General features: G+C 65.8%; 18 protein-coding genes. 14 read left to right on the top strand and 4 right to left on the bottom strand.

Annotation, left to right across the window (positions count from 1 at the left end):
- Positions 1–16 precede the first annotated feature (16 nt).
- Genes hutI through hutU form a run of 4 tightly spaced genes read left to right on the top strand, consistent with a single transcriptional unit; the run spans position 17 to position 3,663 of the window.
- Complete coding sequence (gene hutI / locus AMK58_RS18200) at positions 17–1,231, top strand: imidazolonepropionase (protein ID WP_059399424.1); 1,215 nt, start codon at positions 17–19, stop codon at positions 1,229–1,231.
- A 38-nt stretch (positions 1,232–1,269) separates the two neighbouring features.
- Positions 1,270–1,506 (top strand): FitA-like ribbon-helix-helix domain-containing protein, encoded by a 237-nt coding sequence (locus tag AMK58_RS18195; protein WP_035679034.1) that lies wholly within the window; start codon positions 1,270–1,272, stop codon positions 1,504–1,506.
- On the top strand, positions 1,503–1,931 hold the full coding sequence (locus AMK58_RS18190) for a type II toxin-antitoxin system VapC family toxin (RefSeq protein ID WP_051140625.1): 429 nt from the start codon (positions 1,503–1,505) through the stop codon (positions 1,929–1,931). The genes AMK58_RS18195 and AMK58_RS18190 overlap by 4 nt, the downstream gene beginning before the upstream one ends.
- Positions 1,932–1,974: 43 nt before the next feature.
- The gene (gene hutU, locus AMK58_RS18185) at positions 1,975–3,663 is read left to right on the top strand and encodes a urocanate hydratase (protein ID WP_035679037.1); all 1,689 of its coding nucleotides are present in this window, start codon (positions 1,975–1,977) and stop codon (positions 3,661–3,663) included.
- Here the strand turns inward: hutU and AMK58_RS18180 are convergent.
- Together AMK58_RS18180 and AMK58_RS18175 are read right to left on the bottom strand one after the other, a co-directional pair.
- Entirely contained in the window at positions 3,641–4,597 is a 957-nt protein-coding gene (locus AMK58_RS18180) for a DMT family transporter (RefSeq protein ID WP_059399256.1), read from the bottom strand. The genes hutU and AMK58_RS18180 overlap by 23 nt on opposite strands.
- Positions 4,598–4,626: 29 nt before the next feature.
- Complete coding sequence (locus tag AMK58_RS18175) at positions 4,627–5,424, bottom strand: helix-turn-helix transcriptional regulator (RefSeq protein ID WP_059399255.1); 798 nt, start codon at positions 5,422–5,424, stop codon at positions 4,627–4,629.
- Between the two features lie 112 nt (positions 5,425–5,536).
- On the opposite strand from AMK58_RS18175, the gene AMK58_RS18170 reads away from it, so the two are divergent.
- The gene (locus AMK58_RS18170; RefSeq protein WP_035679133.1) at positions 5,537–6,301 is read left to right on the top strand and encodes a class I SAM-dependent methyltransferase; all 765 of its coding nucleotides are present in this window, start codon (positions 5,537–5,539) and stop codon (positions 6,299–6,301) included.
- Between the two features lies 1 nt (position 6,302).
- Here AMK58_RS18170 and AMK58_RS29750 read toward each other — a convergent pair whose 3' ends face one another.
- Complete coding sequence (locus AMK58_RS29750; RefSeq protein ID WP_079284989.1) at positions 6,303–7,769, bottom strand: reverse transcriptase domain-containing protein; 1,467 nt, start codon at positions 7,767–7,769, stop codon at positions 6,303–6,305.
- A gap of 479 nt (positions 7,770–8,248) precedes the next feature.
- Between AMK58_RS29750 and AMK58_RS18165 the strand changes: the two genes are divergently transcribed.
- The 6 genes from AMK58_RS18165 to AMK58_RS18140 all read left to right on the top strand — a co-directional run bounded on the left by AMK58_RS18165 (position 8,249) and on the right by AMK58_RS18140 (position 14,542).
- A complete protein-coding gene (locus tag AMK58_RS18165; RefSeq protein WP_035679047.1) occupies positions 8,249–8,725 on the top strand; it encodes a GNAT family N-acetyltransferase in 477 nt (158 codons plus the stop codon).
- A gap of 136 nt (positions 8,726–8,861) precedes the next feature.
- A complete protein-coding gene (locus tag AMK58_RS18160; RefSeq protein ID WP_035679049.1) occupies positions 8,862–10,463 on the top strand; it encodes an ABC transporter substrate-binding protein in 1,602 nt (533 codons plus the stop codon).
- A gap of 131 nt (positions 10,464–10,594) precedes the next feature.
- A complete protein-coding gene (locus tag AMK58_RS18155) occupies positions 10,595–11,605 on the top strand; it encodes an ABC transporter permease subunit (RefSeq protein ID WP_035679052.1) in 1,011 nt (336 codons plus the stop codon).
- Positions 11,606–11,613: 8 nt separating this feature from the next.
- A complete protein-coding gene (locus AMK58_RS18150; RefSeq protein WP_059399254.1) occupies positions 11,614–12,540 on the top strand; it encodes an ABC transporter permease subunit in 927 nt (308 codons plus the stop codon).
- Positions 12,541–12,548: 8 nt separating this feature from the next.
- Positions 12,549–13,538, top strand: coding sequence for an ABC transporter ATP-binding protein (locus AMK58_RS18145; protein ID WP_035679058.1), 990 nt, complete (start codon positions 12,549–12,551; stop codon positions 13,536–13,538).
- Complete coding sequence (locus AMK58_RS18140) at positions 13,538–14,542, top strand: peptide ABC transporter ATP-binding protein (protein WP_079284970.1); 1,005 nt, start codon at positions 13,538–13,540, stop codon at positions 14,540–14,542. The genes AMK58_RS18145 and AMK58_RS18140 overlap by 1 nt, the downstream gene beginning before the upstream one ends.
- Before the next feature lie 25 nt (positions 14,543–14,567).
- On the opposite strand, the gene AMK58_RS18135 is transcribed toward AMK58_RS18140, so the two are convergent.
- Entirely contained in the window at positions 14,568–14,855 is a 288-nt protein-coding gene (locus AMK58_RS18135; RefSeq protein ID WP_035679061.1) for a DUF3072 domain-containing protein, read from the bottom strand.
- A gap of 169 nt (positions 14,856–15,024) precedes the next feature.
- On the opposite strand from AMK58_RS18135, the gene AMK58_RS18130 reads away from it, so the two are divergent.
- The 3 genes from AMK58_RS18130 (at position 15,025) to AMK58_RS18120 (ending at position 17,143) form a co-directional block, all read left to right on the top strand.
- Complete coding sequence (locus AMK58_RS18130; RefSeq protein ID WP_035679064.1) at positions 15,025–15,435, top strand: bacteriohemerythrin; 411 nt, start codon at positions 15,025–15,027, stop codon at positions 15,433–15,435.
- A gap of 422 nt (positions 15,436–15,857) precedes the next feature.
- Entirely contained in the window at positions 15,858–16,511 is a 654-nt protein-coding gene (locus tag AMK58_RS18125) for a MotA/TolQ/ExbB proton channel family protein (protein WP_035679066.1), read from the top strand.
- Positions 16,508–17,143, top strand: coding sequence for a hypothetical protein (locus tag AMK58_RS18120; RefSeq protein ID WP_035679068.1), 636 nt, complete (start codon positions 16,508–16,510; stop codon positions 17,141–17,143). The genes AMK58_RS18125 and AMK58_RS18120 overlap by 4 nt, the downstream gene beginning before the upstream one ends.

Here is a 17,143-nt window from a genome sequence, read left to right as displayed (position 1 = left end):
AGCCGGGGAGGGGATGATGGAGTGGGACAGCCTGTGGTTCAACGGTCATGCGGCGACCATGGCTCCGGAAGGAGTCGTACGGGACGCGGTGATCGCCGTGAAAGACGGGCGGATCGCCTGGATCGGCGCCGCCAAGGATCGCCCCGCCGGCCGCGCCGCCGCGGAGCATGACCTGGGTGGGCGCTGGGTCACGCCGGGGCTGATCGACTGCCACACCCATCTGGTCTTCGGCGGCAACCGCGCCCGCGAGTTCGAGATGCGGCTGGAGGGTGCGACCTACGAGGAGATCGCGCGGGCCGGGGGCGGCATCGCCTCGACCGTCGCCGCGACCCGCGCCGCCGACGAGGACAGCCTGATCGCCAGCGCCGCCGTGCGCCTGCAAAGGCTGCTGGCCGAGGGCGTGACGGTGGTGGAGGTGAAGTCCGGCTACGGCCTCGACCTCGCCACGGAGCGGCGGATGCTGCGCGCGGCGCGGGCGCTGGGCGAGCGCTTTCCCGTCACGGTGCGGACGACCGGGCTGGCCGCCCACGCCCTGCCGCCGGAATTCGCCGGACGGGCCGACGACTATATCGCGCTGGTCTGCGACGCTATTCTGCCCACCCTGGCCGCGGAGGGGCTGCTGGACGCGGTCGACGCCTTCTGCGAGCGGATCGCCTTCTCGCCGGAGCAGACGGCCCGCGTGTTCGACACCGCGCGGCGGCTTGGCCTGCCGGTGAAGCTGCACGCCGACCAGCTCTCGGACGGCGGCGGGGCCGCGCTGGCCGCCCGCTACAACGCGCTGTCCGCCGACCATGCGGAGCATACCGGCGAGGAGGGCGCGCGGGCGATGGCCGCGGCGGGGACGGTGGCGGTGCTGCTGCCCGGCGCCTTCTATATGCTGCGCGAGACCAAGCTGCCGCCCATCGACCTGTTCCGGCGCCACGGCGTGCCGATGGCGGTGTCCACCGACTGCAACCCCGGCACTTCGCCCGCCGTGTCGCTCCTGCTGATGCTGAACATGGCCTGCACCCTGTTCCGTCTCACCCCCCAGGAGGCGCTGGCCGGAGTCACCCGCAATGCCGCCCAGGCGCTGGGCATGGCCGCCACCCACGGCACGCTGGAACCCGGCAAGGCCGCCGATCTGGCGGTGTGGGACGTCGGCGACCCGGCGGAGCTGTGCTACTGGCTGGGCGCCAACCCCTGCGCTGCGGTGGTGCGGGGTGGGCGGCTGGTGAAATCTCTCCATGGGTAGAGTATCATCGGGGCAACGCGGACGGAGGTGACCGGGCGATGGGGGAGATCACGCTCAGGATCGAGGAAGACGTGCTCGACCGCTTGAAGATGCGGGCCAGCATCGCCGGCCGGTCCGTCGAAGAAGAGATCGGTCGGATTGTCGAGGAGGCGACGGCGGCGCCCTCTTCCGACCGCAGGGCGCTGGTCGAGGAGTTTCGGCGCATCCGCGCGCTGACGCCACCCGGCGCGCCCATCGACATTGCAGCCGTGATCCGTGAAGGACGTGAGCGATGACCTTGGTGGTCGATGCCAGCGTCGCGGTGCTGTGGGGTGTCGAAGACCCTATGGCGGAAACGGCGGAATCCCTTCTTCTGTCATCACGGCCCTTGATCGCTCCGGACTTCATTCTCATCGAGGTTGCCAACGCCGTCTGGAAGATCGCGCGGCGCGGCGGCATCCAGGCGGTGCAGGCCGAAGGCGTCGTGGAGCGCATTCCACGCGCGTTGACCGAACTGGTGCCGCCAAATGTTTTGTGGTCGCGCGCGCTCGGCATTGCCCGTCAACTCGATCACCCCGTGTATGACTGTGCTTACCTGGCGCTCGCCGAATCGCGCGGCGCACCGCTCGTCACGTTGGACAAGCGCCTGCACGCCCGCACCCGCTCCACCCCTTGGGAGGCATTGACCGTCCTCCTGGGCGGCGGCACTGTTGCCGTCTGAAAACAACAAGCGCATCAAGCAGAATCCGAGAGGGACGAGTCACATGTCCGACACCAAGCCGCCGGTCAATCGCCGCGTCATCCGGGCGCCGCACGGCACGGAACTTTCCGCCAAGTCCTGGCTGACCGAGGCGCCGCTGCGCATGCTGATGAACAACCTCGACCCTGACGTCGCGGAGAACCCGGACGAGCTGGTGGTCTATGGCGGCATCGGGCGGGCGGCGCGGAACTGGGACTGCTTCGACGCCATCGTGGCGTCGCTGAAGACGCTGAACGAGGACGAGACGCTGCTGGTCCAGTCGGGCAAGCCGGTCGGCGTCTTCCGCACCCACGCGGACGCGCCGCGCGTGCTGATCGCCAACTCCAACCTCGTGCCGCACTGGGCGACCTGGGACCATTTCCGGGAGCTGGACGCCAAGGGCCTGATGATGTACGGCCAGATGACCGCCGGATCCTGGATCTACATCGGCAGCCAGGGCATCGTGCAGGGCACCTACGAGACCTTCGTGGAGGTCGGGCGGCGGCATTACGGCGGCGACCTGAAGGGCCGCTGGATTCTGACCGGGGGGCTGGGCGGCATGGGCGGCGCGCAGCCGCTGGCCGCGACCATGGCCGGGGCGTCGATGCTGGCGGTGGAATGCTCCGCCCGCAGCATCGAGCGGCGGTTGGAGACCAAGTATCTCGACCGCTCGGCCACCAGCCTCGACGAGGCGATGGCGATCCTGTGGGAGGCCCAGGCCGCGGGCACGGCGGTGTCGGTCGGTCTGCTCGGCAACGCGGCGGAGGTGTTCCCGGAACTGGTGCGCCGCGCCAAGACCGACCCGCGCTTCCGCCCCGACGCGGTGACCGACCAGACCAGCGCCCACGACCCGCTGAACGGCTACCTGCCCGCCGGTTGGACGATGGAGGAGGCCGAGACGAAGCGCCGCAGCGACCCGGCGGCGGTGGTCGCGGCGGCCAAGGCGTCGATGGCGGCCCATGTCCGCGCCATGCTGGACTTCCACGCCATGGGCGTGCCGACGCTGGACTACGGCAACAACATCCGGCAGGTCGCCAAGGACGAGGGGGTGACCGACGCTTTCGCCTTCCCCGGCTTCGTGCCCGCCTACATCCGGCCGCTGTTCTGCCGGGGCATCGGCCCCTTCCGCTGGGCCGCCCTGTCCGGCGACCCGGAGGACATCTACCGCACCGACGCCAAGGTGAAGGAGCTGATCCCCGACAACCCGCACCTGCACAACTGGCTGGACATGGCGCGCGAGCGCATCCGCTTCCAGGGCCTGCCGGCGCGCATCTGCTGGGTGGGGCTGGGCGACCGGGCGCGGCTCGGCCTTGCCTTCAACGAGATGGTGGCGAAGGGCGAGCTGAAGGCCCCCATCGTCATCGGGCGCGACCATCTGGACAGCGGCTCCGTCGCCAGCCCGAACCGTGAGACGGAAGGGATGATCGACGGGTCGGACGCGGTGTCCGACTGGCCGCTGCTGAACGCGCTGCTGAACTGCGCCTCGGGGGCGACCTGGGTGTCGCTGCACCATGGCGGCGGCGTCGGCATGGGCTTCAGCCAGCATTCCGGCATGGTCATCGTCGCCGACGGGACGGACGCCGCGGCCAAGCGGCTGGAGCGGGTGCTGACCAACGATCCGGGCACCGGCGTGATGCGCCACGCCGACGCCGGCTACGACATCGCCAAGGACTGCGCGAAGGAGCAGGGGCTTACGCTTCCGATGATCGGCTGACGGGTTTGGCGGGGGCGGGCTTGGCGGGGGCGGTGCGCGGCGGCAGGGTCGCCAGCGCCACCCCCGGCAGCACCAGCAGGACGCCGAGCAGGTGGAACATCTGGAACTGCTCCCCCAGCAGCGCCCAGGCCGCCACCGCCGCCCACAGCGGCATGACGTAGAGCGAGGTGCCGGCCCGCGCCGGACCCATCAGGTTGATTGTCTTCTGGTAGGTCAGGAAGGCCAGGACCGAGGCGAACAGCGCCACCCCGGCGATGCGGATGGCGGCGTCCAGGCTCAGCGGGACGGGGCGCAGGGCCAGCGTCTCCCACGCGTAGAAGGGCGCGAGCACGACGACACCGGCCAGCGCGTTCGCCGCGAACACCGTCACCACCGGCAGCGAACTGCGGGTCTGGCGCAGCAGCACCGTGTAGACCGCCCACGTCGCCGAGCCCACCAGGATCAGCAGGTCGCCGGCGTTGAAGGACAGATGGAGCAGCGCCTGCGCGTCGCCGCGGGTCAGGATCACCAGCACGCCCGCCATGGCGACGGCGATTCCCGCGGCCTGCCGCGGCGTCACCTTTTCGCGCAGCCACAGGGCGGCGATCATCAGGATGATGACCGGGCTGGTGGCGTAGATCAGCGCGGCGTTGGTCGCGCTGGTGCGCTCCAGTCCCATGTAGACGACGGCGCCGCACACGCCCTGGGCCAGCGCACCCAGCAGAAGAAAGCGCTTCCACGAGGCGCGCAGGGCGTGGCGGTGCTGGATCAGGCCGGGCAGGGCCAGCGGCAGGATCATCAGGAAGGCCAGCACCCAGCGCCAGAAGGCCAGCCCGACCGGCGGCACGATGGCCGCCGCGGCCCGCCCGATCACCACGTTGGAGGCGAAGAAGGCCGAGGAGAGCAGATACAGGCTGTAGGCGGTGAAGACGGCGTTGCGCGGCTGGTGGTCCATGGGGCGTCCGGAGCGTGTCGGTGGGCGTCTTACGGAGCCTGCGGCCCCAGCAGCATCACCAGCTTGTAGTCGGATCGTCCGGCGGGACACAACGTCACTTGTTCGTAGACCAGCGTCCCGTCCTGGGGATGGGTGAAGCCGCGGGTGCCGCCCTCCCGCTCCAGCACGCCATGGTCCTCCCACAGCCGGGCGAAGCGGGGCGAGGCCGCGCGCAGGCCGTCGACCAGGGCGGTCACCTCCGCATCGCCGGCGCGGCGGGCGGTGTCGGCGCGGAACTCGGCGAGCAGCCGGCGGGCGCGGTCCTCCCAGCCGGCGATGAAGCCCCGTGCGGTGGGATCGAGGAAGACGTAGCGCAGCAGGTTCCGCTCCGCCCCGCCCAGCCAGCCGGAGAAGAGATGCGCCGCCGCGGCGTTCCAGCCGCAGGCGTTCCAGACGCGGTCGAGCAGGTAGGCCGGCGCCGTCATCGACTCCAGCGCCGCGAGCAGCGGAGCCGGCGGCTGGCCGGAACCATCCTTCGCGTCGGCATCGGGGTCGCGCTTGCGCGACAGCTCGAACAGATAGGCGCGCTCCGCCGCGGTCAGCCGCAGCGCCCCGGCGATGCGCGCCAGCGCATGGGGGGAGACGGAAACCTCACGCCCCTGTTCCAGCCAGGTGTACCAGGTCGGGCTGAGGCCGCAGAGCTGGGCGGCCTCCTCCCGCCGCAGGCCGGGCGTGCGGCGGCGGGCGGAGCCGGTCTGCGGAATGCCGGCCTCCGCCGGGGTCAGCCGCTCCCGGTGGGCGCGCAGGAAGGCGCCCAGCCGGTGCCGCGTGTCGTCGTCGGAGCTCATGGTGGCAGCGCTTATACCAGGATAAGCGCTTGCCTTGTACCAGTTTGCCGGAAGCCCGATGCTGGGTCATCACAACGGACACGCCCCAACAAACACCAACGGAATCGCCACCATGACCAACAGCCACCACGGCGTCGTCGCCGCGCAGTACGGCCAGCGCGCCGACGCCTATGTGACCAGCGCCGTCCACGCCTCGGGCGCCGACCTGGACCAGATCGAGGACACGCTGCGCGGGAGGAACGCCGGCCGCGTGCTGGATCTCGGCTGCGGCGGCGGCCATGTCGCCTACCGCGCCGCGCCGCACGCCGCCGAGGTGGTCGCCGTGGACGTCACTGCCCCGATGCTGGAGGCGGTGGCCCGCACCGCGGCGGAGCGCGGGCTGACCAACATCACCACCACCCAAGCCCCCGCCGAGCGTCTGCCCTTCGCGGACGGCCATTTCGACGTGGTGCTGAGCCGCTTCAGCGCCCATCACTGGCTGAACGCCGAGGCCGGCCTGCGCGAGGCGCGGCGGGTGCTGGCCCCCGGCGGGCGGGCGGTCTTCGTCGACATCGTGTCGCCGGGCCACCCGCTGCTGGACACCCACCTCCAGGCCGTGGAACTGCTGCGCGACACCTCGCACGTCCGCAACTACAGCGCCGCCGAATGGATGGCCGCCCTGTCGCGCGCCGGTTTCGCGGTGACCGGCCTGACGCCGCGCCGCCTGCGCATGGAGTTCGCCGTCTGGACCGCCCGCACCTCCACCCCGGACCTGCGCGCCCAGGCCATCCGGGCCCTGCAGGACCTCGCCTCCGACGAGGTGCGCCGCCACTTCGACATCCTGGAGGACGGCAGCTTTCTCCTGGACAGCCTGACCATCGAAGCGGAGGCTTGCTGATCTATGGTAATACAGACGGCTTGCGGCCTTCTCGCCGCTTCACCGCGTGCGCCGCCTCCAGTTTGGCCCTTCTTTCAATAAAATCATTGTAACTTTTAACTTGGTGAAGTATGGGTTTTCCGAGGTCGCCCATTATTTCCCTTGCTCTGCATGCGTAGGTCCAGAAAGTCCAGCTTCTATAGTTTTCTGATTTTTCATCGAAGCGCTCTACTTTTCCAAATAATTTTGTAATCTCCTCAATATTGATGCTTTCTAATATTTCTTTTTCGCCTTTGTTTGGAAACCTCCTTGCGTTTATTTCTGCACTATGGCGCACAGCTCGAACAATTTTTCTATACAAATTTGATAGAGTGCTGTCTCTTAGGTAAATATAATTGCCATCATAACGAAACCCAAGATATTCAATTCCATTTTTCCCCTTTTCTCCCTTTACTAAGCTAAAGAACTGCCTTTTTCCAGATTTGTAGTAGTGAAATACTGATGATTTTTTCTCTTTAATCTCTAACTTTGCGCCATGCTGCTTAATTAGGAGGCGAATATCATCAGTCAATGCAAGAGCGTCGTCATGCATGCGTGGAACTATAAGAATGATGTCGTCAGAGTATCTGTAATAATATCCTCCCATTTTTTTTGCCAATTCAGAAACTTCGAAATCAAATTCAATAAGATAAAAATTGGCTATTACATCTGATATGGGCGCCCCCTGTGGGATGCCATATGTAAGGTAATTTTTATGAATTATGGATCGGTCTCGTCCGGAACCTGCTAGCTTTTCTCGAAAAACATAACCTTTGCATAGGTGCTTTGGTGTTTCATTGTATGGCGTCAGGTATCCATGTATAGTTTTCCCGGAATTTGTTTTTCTTTTCTCTCCAAAATACCCGAGTCGCGCATAGGCTTCTTGCTTTTCAACATAAGAATAGTTAGTTATTGATTTAAAAACTTGAAAATGATCGCGTGGCAGCCGCGCCGATTTTATAAGTCGGCACCATATTTCTTTAATACGACTGTGGTCAAGTGACTCATAATACTTGCTTATATCAAGAGCAATTACATTGCAGTTATCAAGCTGGCGGATGCGTTGGAAAGCATCAAACGCAAAATGGATATTGCATTTTCCTCCACTCCCACTGCCACTCGGAATGCGCCGATATGCAATAATATTATCGGACAATCCAAGCGCGGTTAGCTCTCTCTCATATGCTGAGGAGAGTATTTCCCGATATCTCTGATAAATGTAGGCGTCGCGACGCGCTGCGTAACGGATTGGCCGCTCTTTAGCTTCACCTTTCTGGCCAAGTTTGGCGAAGCGATTCCATCCTTCAACATACCGCATCAACGGGAAGAAAGCATGCTTAACAACCCGTTCTGGATCGGTTGCAAGTGCTTCAGCTTCTTCTATGCTGATAATTGGATCAAAATGTGGATATTTCTTAAGATCTCTTTCTTTAAGACGCCAATTCCCCATAGCGTCCCTCCCAAAGGCGAGAGGGAGCGGAAGCTACGCCTGCATGCGATTATCGCTTCCGCTCCACACTGTTGGCGGCGAGCTAGTCGAAACTAACTCTAAGTCTGCAGAATCTTCGACGAGCTGGTCTATACTGCTATCCAAGCGATGTTCGCGTGGGCGACTTCGTGCAACCGCAACAAGATGTCGGAGGTCAACATGAACCTCGCGTTTCTCCTGGTGGGGATCGCATTCGGCCTTGACAGCTTCAACCGTTCCTCCCGTTCCCCTGGCGAACCGACGTAACGGGATGACGCATCATCCCAAATTGGTGGTGCTGCGCCAGGGTTGAACGTAGTGGTGCTTTGACACGCCGTCAATAGCCCTTCATCGTTTTTTTCAGCATGTAGGGTAGGTCCGCTTCGATCTGGGCGATTCGAAAGGTATGCAACTTCTGAAAGTCCTTCAGAAGCCTTCCATGGCAACGCGAGCGAGGAAAAATGATATCGAGCGACGTTCATGTGCGCAGGGCTGGTCTGGCCGACGCGGGCACGGTCACCGGCCTCGTGGCGGCGCTGCTCTCCGAACTCTCCGCCGGGCAGAACGACACGCCGCGGGCCGTCATGCTGGCCGTCGCCGAATCCCTGCTGAACGGCGACGGCCCGTCCTGCACGGTGTTCCTGGCCGAGGACGGAGCGGGGCGCCCGCTCGGCGTCGCAACCCTGTCGGAGGGAGCCTGCATCTCCACGTTGGGCCGGTTCGGGACGATCAGGGAATTGTACGTGACACCGGAGTCGCGCTCCGCCGGGGTGGGGCGGGTGCTGATCCGGGCCGTTCTGGACCATGGCCGCCGCCATCGCTGGTCGCGGGTGGAGGTGGGGGCGCCGTCCGCCGCGGAATGGCCGGATTCTCTGCGATTCTACCAGCGCGAGGGCTTCACGGAGATCGGGCCGCGATTGAAATTCCGCTTGGCCTGACGCCTGCCGTGGAGCTTGCGTGATGCCGCTTGGTTGCGTGTTGACAGACGATTCGGCCACGCGCCAAATGAACCCGCATCACCGGCCGCCGAAAAGAACGGGCGGCCATTCGACCGAACACGGGAGGTTGTTAGGAATGAAGCGCATCCTGCTGGGTGCCGGGCTCGGCGTTGCCGCCACCTTGGCGCTTGCTGCGCCGGCCCAGGCCGCCAAGACCCTCGTCTATTGCTCCGAGGGCAGCCCCGAAAACTTCAACCCGATGGTCAACACGACCGGAACGAGCTTCGACGTCTCGCTGCCCGTGTACAACAACCTCGTGCAGTTCGAGTACGGCGGCACCAAGGTGGTCCCCGGCCTCGCCGAGAAGTGGGAGGTGTCGGAGGACGGGCTGACCTACACGTTCCACCTGCGCAAGGGTGTGAAGTGGCACAGCAACAACGACTTCAAGCCGACCCGCGACGCCAACGCGGACGATGTCCTGTGGTCGTTCAACCGCCAGTGGAAGAAGGATCACCCCTTCCACAAGGTGTCCGGCGGCGCCTATGACTACTTCAACGACATGGCGATGCCCGACCTGCTGAAGTCGATCGAGAAGGTCGACGACTACACGGTCAAGTTCACGCTGAACAAGGTCGAGGCGCCCTTCATCGCCAATCTGGCGATGCCCTTCGCGCCCATCCAGTCCGCCGAATACGCCGAGGCCCTGCAGAAGAAGAACCAGATCGACAAGATCGATCAGGCGCCGATCGGCACCGGCCCGTTCCAGTTCGTCGCCTACCAGAAGGACGCGGTCATCCGCTACAAGGCGTTCGAGCCATACTGGGGCGGCAAGGCGCAGCTCGACAACCTCGTCTTCGCCATCACGCCCGACGCCGCCGTCCGCTACGCCAAGTTGAAGGCCGGCGAGTGCCACATCGTGCCGTACCCGAACCCGGCCGATCTGGAGGCGATGAAGAAGGACAGCGCCATCACCCTGATGGAGCAGGAAGGCCTGAACGTCGGCTATCTCGCCTTCAACGTCACCAAGAAGCCCTTCGACGACGTGCGCGTCCGCCGCGCGCTGAACATGGCCATCGACAAGAAGGCCGTGGTCGACGCGGTGTATCAGGGCGCCGGCGTTCCGGCGAAGAACCCGATCCCGCCGACCATGTGGTCGTACAACAAGGAGATCGAGGACTACCCGTACGATCCGGAGCGCGCGAAGAAGCTGCTGGCCGAGGCCGGCTTCCCGGACGGCTTCGAGACCGATCTGTGGGCCATGCCGGTGCAGCGCCCGTACAATCCCAACGCCAAGCGCATGGCCGAGATGATGCAGGCGGACCTCGCCAAGGTCGGCATCAAGGCCAAGGTCGTGCAGTACGAGTGGGGTGAGTACCGCAAGCGCCTCCAGGCCGGCGAGCACCAGATGGGCATGCTGGGCTGGACCGGCGACAACGGCGATCCGGACAACTTCCTGCACGTCCTCCTCGGCTGCGAGGCCGCGCGTCCGGGCGGGTCGAACATCGCCAAGTGGTGCTACAAGGAGTTCGACGACCTCGTGGTGCAGGCCAAGCGCACCACCGACATCGCCGCCCGCACCAAGCTGTACGAGCAGGCGCAGGTCATCTTCAAGGAAGAGGCTCCGTGGCTGACCGTCGCGCACTCGGTCGTGCACATGGCGCTGAGCAAGAATGTGGTCGATTACAAGATGGACCCGTTCGGCATCCATCGCTTCTACGGCGTCGATTTGAAACAATAAACTCAGCGTAGCAAGCGGCTTTACAAAGCGGTCGCCGGGGCATTAAACCCCCGGCTTCCCTTTGCGGATGCAGAGGTAAAAAGGGGGCTGCGGCCCCCTTGCTTTCGTTTCGAGCCCCCGGTGACGATCCGATGCTACGCTTCATCCTGACGCGGGTGAGCTTGGTGATTCCGACCTTTCTCGGCGTCACCTTCCTGACCTTCCTTCTGATCCGCCTTGTCCCCGGCGACCCCATCGAGGTGCGCGTCGGCGAGCGCGGAATTCCGCCCGAACGGCTTCTCGAACTGCGGCACGAACTGGGACTGGACCGGCCCCTGTGGCACCAGTTCCTCGACTACATCGGCGGTGTCCTCCAGGGCGACCTCGGCGTGTCGCTGGTGACGCGCAATTCGGTGTTCAGCGAATTCGTGACGCTGTTCCCGGCGACGCTGGAACTGGCGGCGCTGGCCATGCTGTTCGCCACGGTGGTCGGCCTGCCCGCGGGAATCATCGCGGCGGTCCGGCGCGGCTCGATCTTCGACCACGGCGTGATGGGCATCAGCCTGACCGGCTATTCCATGCCGATTTTCTGGTGGGGCCTGCTGCTGATCCTGTTCTTCTCGGTGGGGCTGGGCTGGACGCCGGTGTCCGGGCGGCTCGACCTGCTCTACTACGTGGAGCCGGTGACCGGCTTCATGCTGATCGACACGCTGATGGCGGGTGAATACGGCGCCTTCTGGTCGGCGCTGCACCATCTCATCCTGCCGATGATCGTTCTCGGCACCGTTCCGCTGGCCGTCGTGGCGCGCATGACGCGCTCCGCCATGCTGGAGGTGCTGGGCGAGGACTACATCCGCACCGCGAAGGCCAAGGGGCTGGCGGGCAAGCGGGTGATCGGCATGCACGCCCTGCGCAACGCGCTGATCCCCGTGGTCACCGTGATCGGCCTCCAGGTGGGCACGCTGCTGGGCGGCGCGATCCTGACCGAAACCATTTTCTCCTGGCCCGGCGTGGGCAAGTGGCTGATCGAGAGCATCAACCGCCGCGACTATCCGGCGCTCCAGGGCGGGGTGCTGCTGATCGCGACGACGGTGATGACCGTGAACCTGCTGGTGGACGTTCTGTACGGCGTCCTGAACCCCCGAATCCGCCATTCGCGGTGAGGTGAGCCATGACGACTCCCACGACGACGGGCGTTCCGGAGACTCTTCCGGCCGCTTCTCCGCCGGTTTCCCAGCCGCCGCACCCGCTGGTCGAGTTTTGGTACCATTTCCGGCAGAACAAGGGGGCCATGGCCGGCCTCGCCGTGATCCTTCTGATCGCCGTGGTCGCGCTGTTCGCCGAGCTGGTGGCGCCGCACGACCCCAACATCCAGTACCGCGACGCCATCCTGGTGCCGCCGGTCTGGCAGGAGGGCGGGCGCTGGGCCTTCCTCCTCGGCACCGACGACATCGGGCGCGACATGCTGTCCCGCCTGATCTTCGGGGCGCGGCTGTCGATGATGATCGGCCTGATCGTCGTCACGCTGTCGCTGGCTGTCGGGCTGGCGCTGGGCATGATCGCCGGATTCTTCGGCGGCGTCACCGACGCGCTGGTCATGCGCCTCATGGACATCCTGCTGTCGCTGCCCAGCCTGCTGCTGGCCGTGGTGGTGGCGGCGATCCTCGGGCCGGGGCTGGTCAATGCCATGCTGGCCGTGTCCATCGTGGTCATCCCGCACTACGCCCGCCTGACCCGCGCCGCCGTGATGGCGGAGACGAACAAGGACTACGTCGTCGCCTCCCGCGTGGCGGGGGCCGGGCCGCTGCGGCTGATGCTGGTGGTGATCCTGCCGAACTGCGTGGCACCGCTGATCGTCCAGGCGACGCTGGGTTTCTCCACGGCGATCCTGGACGCCGCGGCGCTGGGCTTCCTCGGCCTCGGCGCGCAGCCGCCGACGCCGGAGTGGGGCACCATGCTGGCCTCCTCCCTCCAGTTCCTCCAGCGCGCCCCTTGGGTCGTCACCTGGCCCGGCGTGGCCATCCTGGTGACGGTGCTGGCCTTCAACCTGCTGGGCGACGGGCTGCGCGACGCGCTCGACCCCAAGCTGAAACGCTGATACCCACCATGCCTCTTCTCGACATCAAGAACCTGTCCGTCGAGTTCACCACGCGCGCCGGCACCTTCCGCGCCGTGGACGGGATCGACCTCACCGTGGACGAGGGCGAGGTGGTGGGCATCGTCGGCGAGTCCGGGTCCGGCAAGTCCGTGACCTCGCTCGCCGTGATGGGCCTGCTCGGCTCCAACGGCACGGTGGTTGCCGACCATATGCGGTTCGGCGGCAAGGACCTGCTGGCGATGAGCCCGTCGCAGCGCCGGAAGATCACCGGCAAGGACGTGGCCATGGTCTTCCAGGAGCCGATGACCAGCCTCAACCCCTGCTTCACCGTCGGTTTCCAGATCATGGAGACGCTGAAGGTGCATGAGGGGCTGTCCGGCAAGGCGCTGCGCAACCGCGCCATCGAGCTGCTGGAGCAGGTCGGCATCCCGGCTCCGGAAAGCCGCCTGTCGGCCTTCCCGCACCAGCTCTCCGGCGGCATGAACCAGCGCGTGATGATCGCCATCGCCATCGCCTGCAACCCGCGCCTGCTGGTCGCGGACGAGCCGACGACGGCGCTGGACGTGACCATCCAGAAGCAGATCCTCGACCTGCTGGTCCGCCTCCAGAAGGAGCGGGGCATGGCGCTGATCCTCATCACCCACGACATGGGCGTGGTGGCGGAGACGGCGCAGCGGGTGGTCGTCATGTACGCCGGGCAGGTCGCCGAGACGCGCCCGGTGGACGCCCTGTTCAAGGCGCCGCGCCACCCCTACACCGGCGCGCTGCTCGACGCGCTGCCGGAGCGGGCTTTGGGCAAGCGTCGGCTGCCGACGATTCCCGGCGTGGTGCCGGGCATCGGCGACCGGCCGCAGGGCTGTCTGTTCAACCCGCGCTGCCGCTTCGCCACCGACCGCTGCCGCATCGAGCGGCCGGCCCTGTTCGACGTGGACGCCGGCAAGGCGCGCTGCTTCTATCCGCTGGCCGACGCACCGGTCGGCGCCGGGGAGGTTCTGTGATGACCGACATCCTCACCGACGTCATGCCGGCCACCGGCCCGGTGGTCCTGGAAGCCATCCACCTGCGCAAGCACTACGCGGTGAAGCGCGGCGCCTTCAAGCCGGCGGCCACCGTCAAGGCGCTGGACGGCGTGTCCTTCCAGCTTGAAGCCGGGAAGACGCTGGCGGTGGTCGGCGAGTCCGGCTGCGGCAAGTCGACGCTGGCGCGCTCCGTCACGATGATCGAGCCGCCGTCCTCGGGCCAGCTTCTCTACGACGGGCGCGACGTGGTCGGGCGCACCGCGTCGGAGATGAAGGAACTGCGGCGCACCGTTCAGATGGTGTTCCAGAACCCCTACGGATCGCTGAACCCGCGCAAGACCGTGGGCTCGATCCTGTCGGAGCCGCTGGTCATCAACACCCCGATGGGCAAGCAGGAGCGGCGGGAGCGGGCCGTCGCCATGATGGCGAAGGTCGGACTGCGCCCCGATCAGGTGGACCGCTATCCGCACATGTTCTCCGGCGGCCAGCGCCAGCGCATCGCCATCGCGCGCGCACTGATGCTGAACCCGCGGGTGGTGGTGGCGGACGAGCCGGTGTCGGCGCTCGACGTGTCCATCCAGGCGCAGGTGCTCAACCTGATGATGGACCTTCAGGAGGAGCTGAACCTCGCCTACCTGTTCATCTCCCACGACCTCAGCGTGGTCCGGCACATCGCCGACGCGGTCATGGTGATGTATCTGGGCCGGCCGGTGGAGCACGGGCCGAAGGACGTGGTCTACAGCCGGCCGCGCCACCCCTACACCCGCATCCTGATGGCCGCCACGCCGCGGGTGAACCCGGCGCTGCGGGCAGAGCGGGTGATCCCCAAGGGCGAACTGCCCTCGCCGCTGAACCCGCCGCCGGGTTGCCCCTTCCACAAGCGCTGCCCCCACGCCACGGAGCGCTGCGCGACCGAGGTGCCGGCGCTGCGCCCCGTGGACGAGCGGCTGGTTGCCTGCCATTTCGCGGAGGAGATGGCCTGAGGGCAAAAGGCCGCGGCGGCGACCGTCAGGCGCCGCGGCCGGTCTTGTCCTGAAGGGCGTCGATGCGTTTGGAGGCTTCGGCCTTCGTCAGGTCCCCGTCGAAGCCTTCGCCGGCCTCCTCGCTGAGTGTCTTCAGGTAGGAGGCCTGCGCCCCGGTCATCGGTTCGTCCCCCGTCGTCCAATCGTCCGGATCCTTCTCGCGGTTCGAGTGGTCGGCACCTCCGACGTGCGCGGTTTTCGGGTTGGTTTCCGAATTCGGCGCCTCTGCGCGATGGGCTTGGCTGTCGCCTTTGTCGTCGTGCTTCGCGTTCATGAAATGTTCCTCTTTTCTGGAAACGTCTGACGAACAGCCGCCCGTCGGATTGGTTCCGGTCGTCGCGTTGCCGACCGTTGAAGCCTCCACCCGAAGACGGTACCCTTTCGCGGGCTGTGGTCTATTCCTGGCCGATCATGCGAGGCCCAGCGCGAGGGGACGGAACGAAATGCCGCTGATGGTGTGGAACGAGAAGCTGAGCGTCGGGATCGCGCAGTTCGACGAGGAGCACAAGCAACTGGTCGCTCTGGTCAACCAACTGTTCGACGCCGTCCAGGCGGGGCGCAGCAAGGAGGCGCTGGGCGGCATCCTCGACAGCCTCGTCGCCTACACCAAGTCGCACTTCACCCATGAGGAGGAGCATTTCGCCCGCCTCGGCTATCCGGACCGCGACGCCCACAAGGCGGAACACGATGCGCTGGCCAGCCAAGTGCTGGAGGTGCAGCGCAAGTATCACGCCGGCGCCACCGCCACGCTGAGCATGGAGGTGATGAACTTCCTGAAGAACTGGCTTATCAAGCACATCCAGGGTACCGACAAGAAGTATGGCCCCTTCCTGAAGGAAAAGGGCGTGGCGTAAAGGGCCATTTCCGTAAGGACGATTGCCGGGACGAAACGCCCCGATTCGCTCCCTTCCTCTCTCCCACCACGGGGGTTTTCCCCCGCCGCGTCGCGCGTCCACCCGGCAGGTCCGTCGCCGGGTGTCGGGAACTCTTGGCCTGGGCCGGGGTTCATGACGTGACGGATGACTCCTGAAAGGCTCCGTCATCGCGCAATTCCGGCGAAGGTGCGCCGATGAACCGATGGCCGACATGGAGCCGTCCCGCCACCAGCGCCCGGACCGACTGCGCCGGGGCTGTCAGCGCACGCCGTCCCGCATTCGTCCTCCGCTCTCCTGATCCCGCCATCGCCGCCCGGCTTTCCGTGGCGCAGCCTTTACGCGTCTTTGCCGCCTGAACATGACGATCCGGAGACACACGCAACCGTCACAGGGTCAAAACCATGGAAGAACAGTGGCTCCTCAAGGCGAAATTCGTTGCCTTCAATTTGACGATCTCGGCGTTCGTCTTCGTTCTCTATGCGCAGGGGTGGCTGGACCGGGTCCTGACCGGACACATCGCCGTGGCGACCGCGATCATCGGGATCGTCTTCGTCGTCGGTCTGGTGATGTCGGCCTATCGGGTGTGGAAGATCGGCGGTGAACTGGACCGGGCCAAGCTCGGCGGCGGACGGCTGATGAAGGTCGAGAGCGAGCGTGCCCTGGAAATCCGCCTGTTCTCCCGGATTTCGCACCTTCAGCACATCGCCAACGCGCTCGGCATGCTCGGCCTGATCGGTACGGCCTGGGGCTTCAGCCTGTTCGCCGCGAACATCACGCCGGACATGGTGGGCAACGCCGCCTCGGCCGGCGCCATGGTGACCACGCTTGCGAGCGGTCTGGGCGTGGCGATCTACGCCACGATGCTCGGTGGCGCCCTGTGCCTGTGGACCACCTGCAACCTGCAACTCCTGCGCGGGGCCACGGCCTCGCTGTGCGCGCTGATCATGGACGAGGCCCACGCCCGCTCGCGGCTTGCTCCGCGGACAGGGGCTTCGGAGTTCGCCGCGCCTCAGGCGGCTCCCTACGGCGTGCTCGGCGGCGAGGCCACATCATGAACGATTTCCTGGGCGAGGACCAAACCGGTGTGCTCGTCGCGCGCGACCTGCTGACGCTGCTGCTGTGCGGCTTCGTGGCCTGCGCGGTTCTGGCGGTCCCCTTCATCAACGAGGCCAAGAAGACCGAAGCCAACCAACAGAACGAATCCTCGTCATCCGCTGCCGCAGGCATGGAACCGCCGGGAAACGTCATCATCGAGGCGCGCTGGGACGACAAGCTGCGCAGCGACGTCGATCTGTGGGTGCAGGCGCCAGGGGACGTGCCGGTCGGCTACTCGAACAAGTCGGGGCTGATCTTCAACCTGCTGCGCGACGATCTGGGCGCCTACGCCGATCCCACGGAAATCAATTTCGAGACCTCCTACTCCCGTGGCATTCCTCCGGGGGAATACACCGTCAACGTGCACATGTTCCGCAATCTGGAGAATGTGTTTCCCATCTGGGTCCGGGTGGTTGCCCGCGTCAAGGCGGAGCATGAATCGGGAGCCGCCACCATCGCCGCCACGCGCGTCCGGCTGGACCACGAAGGGCAGGAGATCACCGCCTTCCGCTTTAACCTGACCGAACGGGGCGAACTGGTGCCGGGGTCCCTGAACGCCGTGTTCAAGCCGCTGCGCTCGGCCAAGAATTGA

Origin of the sequence: Azospirillum brasilense (assembly GCF_001315015.1) — a bacterium.
In the GTDB taxonomy this organism is placed as follows: domain Bacteria; phylum Pseudomonadota; class Alphaproteobacteria; order Azospirillales; family Azospirillaceae; genus Azospirillum; species Azospirillum brasilense.
Note: the sequence above shows the minus strand (reverse complement) of the source record. Positions and strands in the feature narration are given on the sequence as shown.

Coding starts and splice junctions, on each gene's coding strand:
- hutI (WP_059399424.1), top strand. CDS start 17: ATGGAGTGGGACAGCCTGTGGTTCAACGGTCATGCGGCGACCATGGCT.
- AMK58_RS18195 (WP_035679034.1), top strand. CDS start 1,270: ATGGGGGAGATCACGCTCAGGATCGAGGAAGACGTGCTCGACCGCTTG.
- AMK58_RS18190 (WP_051140625.1), top strand. CDS start 1,503: ATGACCTTGGTGGTCGATGCCAGCGTCGCGGTGCTGTGGGGTGTCGAA.
- hutU (WP_035679037.1), top strand. CDS start 1,975: ATGTCCGACACCAAGCCGCCGGTCAATCGCCGCGTCATCCGGGCGCCG.
- AMK58_RS18180 (WP_059399256.1), bottom strand. CDS start 4,597: ATGGACCACCAGCCGCGCAACGCCGTCTTCACCGCCTACAGCCTGTAT.
- AMK58_RS18175 (WP_059399255.1), bottom strand. CDS start 5,424: ATGAGCTCCGACGACGACACGCGGCACCGGCTGGGCGCCTTCCTGCGC.
- AMK58_RS18170 (WP_035679133.1), top strand. CDS start 5,537: ATGACCAACAGCCACCACGGCGTCGTCGCCGCGCAGTACGGCCAGCGC.
- AMK58_RS29750 (WP_079284989.1), bottom strand. CDS start 7,769: ATGGGGAATTGGCGTCTTAAAGAAAGAGATCTTAAGAAATATCCACAT.
- AMK58_RS18165 (WP_035679047.1), top strand. CDS start 8,249: ATGATATCGAGCGACGTTCATGTGCGCAGGGCTGGTCTGGCCGACGCG.
- AMK58_RS18160 (WP_035679049.1), top strand. CDS start 8,862: ATGAAGCGCATCCTGCTGGGTGCCGGGCTCGGCGTTGCCGCCACCTTG.
- AMK58_RS18155 (WP_035679052.1), top strand. CDS start 10,595: ATGCTACGCTTCATCCTGACGCGGGTGAGCTTGGTGATTCCGACCTTT.
- AMK58_RS18150 (WP_059399254.1), top strand. CDS start 11,614: ATGACGACTCCCACGACGACGGGCGTTCCGGAGACTCTTCCGGCCGCT.
- AMK58_RS18145 (WP_035679058.1), top strand. CDS start 12,549: ATGCCTCTTCTCGACATCAAGAACCTGTCCGTCGAGTTCACCACGCGC.
- AMK58_RS18140 (WP_079284970.1), top strand. CDS start 13,538: ATGACCGACATCCTCACCGACGTCATGCCGGCCACCGGCCCGGTGGTC.
- AMK58_RS18135 (WP_035679061.1), bottom strand. CDS start 14,855: ATGAACGCGAAGCACGACGACAAAGGCGACAGCCAAGCCCATCGCGCA.
- AMK58_RS18130 (WP_035679064.1), top strand. CDS start 15,025: ATGCCGCTGATGGTGTGGAACGAGAAGCTGAGCGTCGGGATCGCGCAG.
- AMK58_RS18125 (WP_035679066.1), top strand. CDS start 15,858: ATGGAAGAACAGTGGCTCCTCAAGGCGAAATTCGTTGCCTTCAATTTG.
- AMK58_RS18120 (WP_035679068.1), top strand. CDS start 16,508: ATGAACGATTTCCTGGGCGAGGACCAAACCGGTGTGCTCGTCGCGCGC.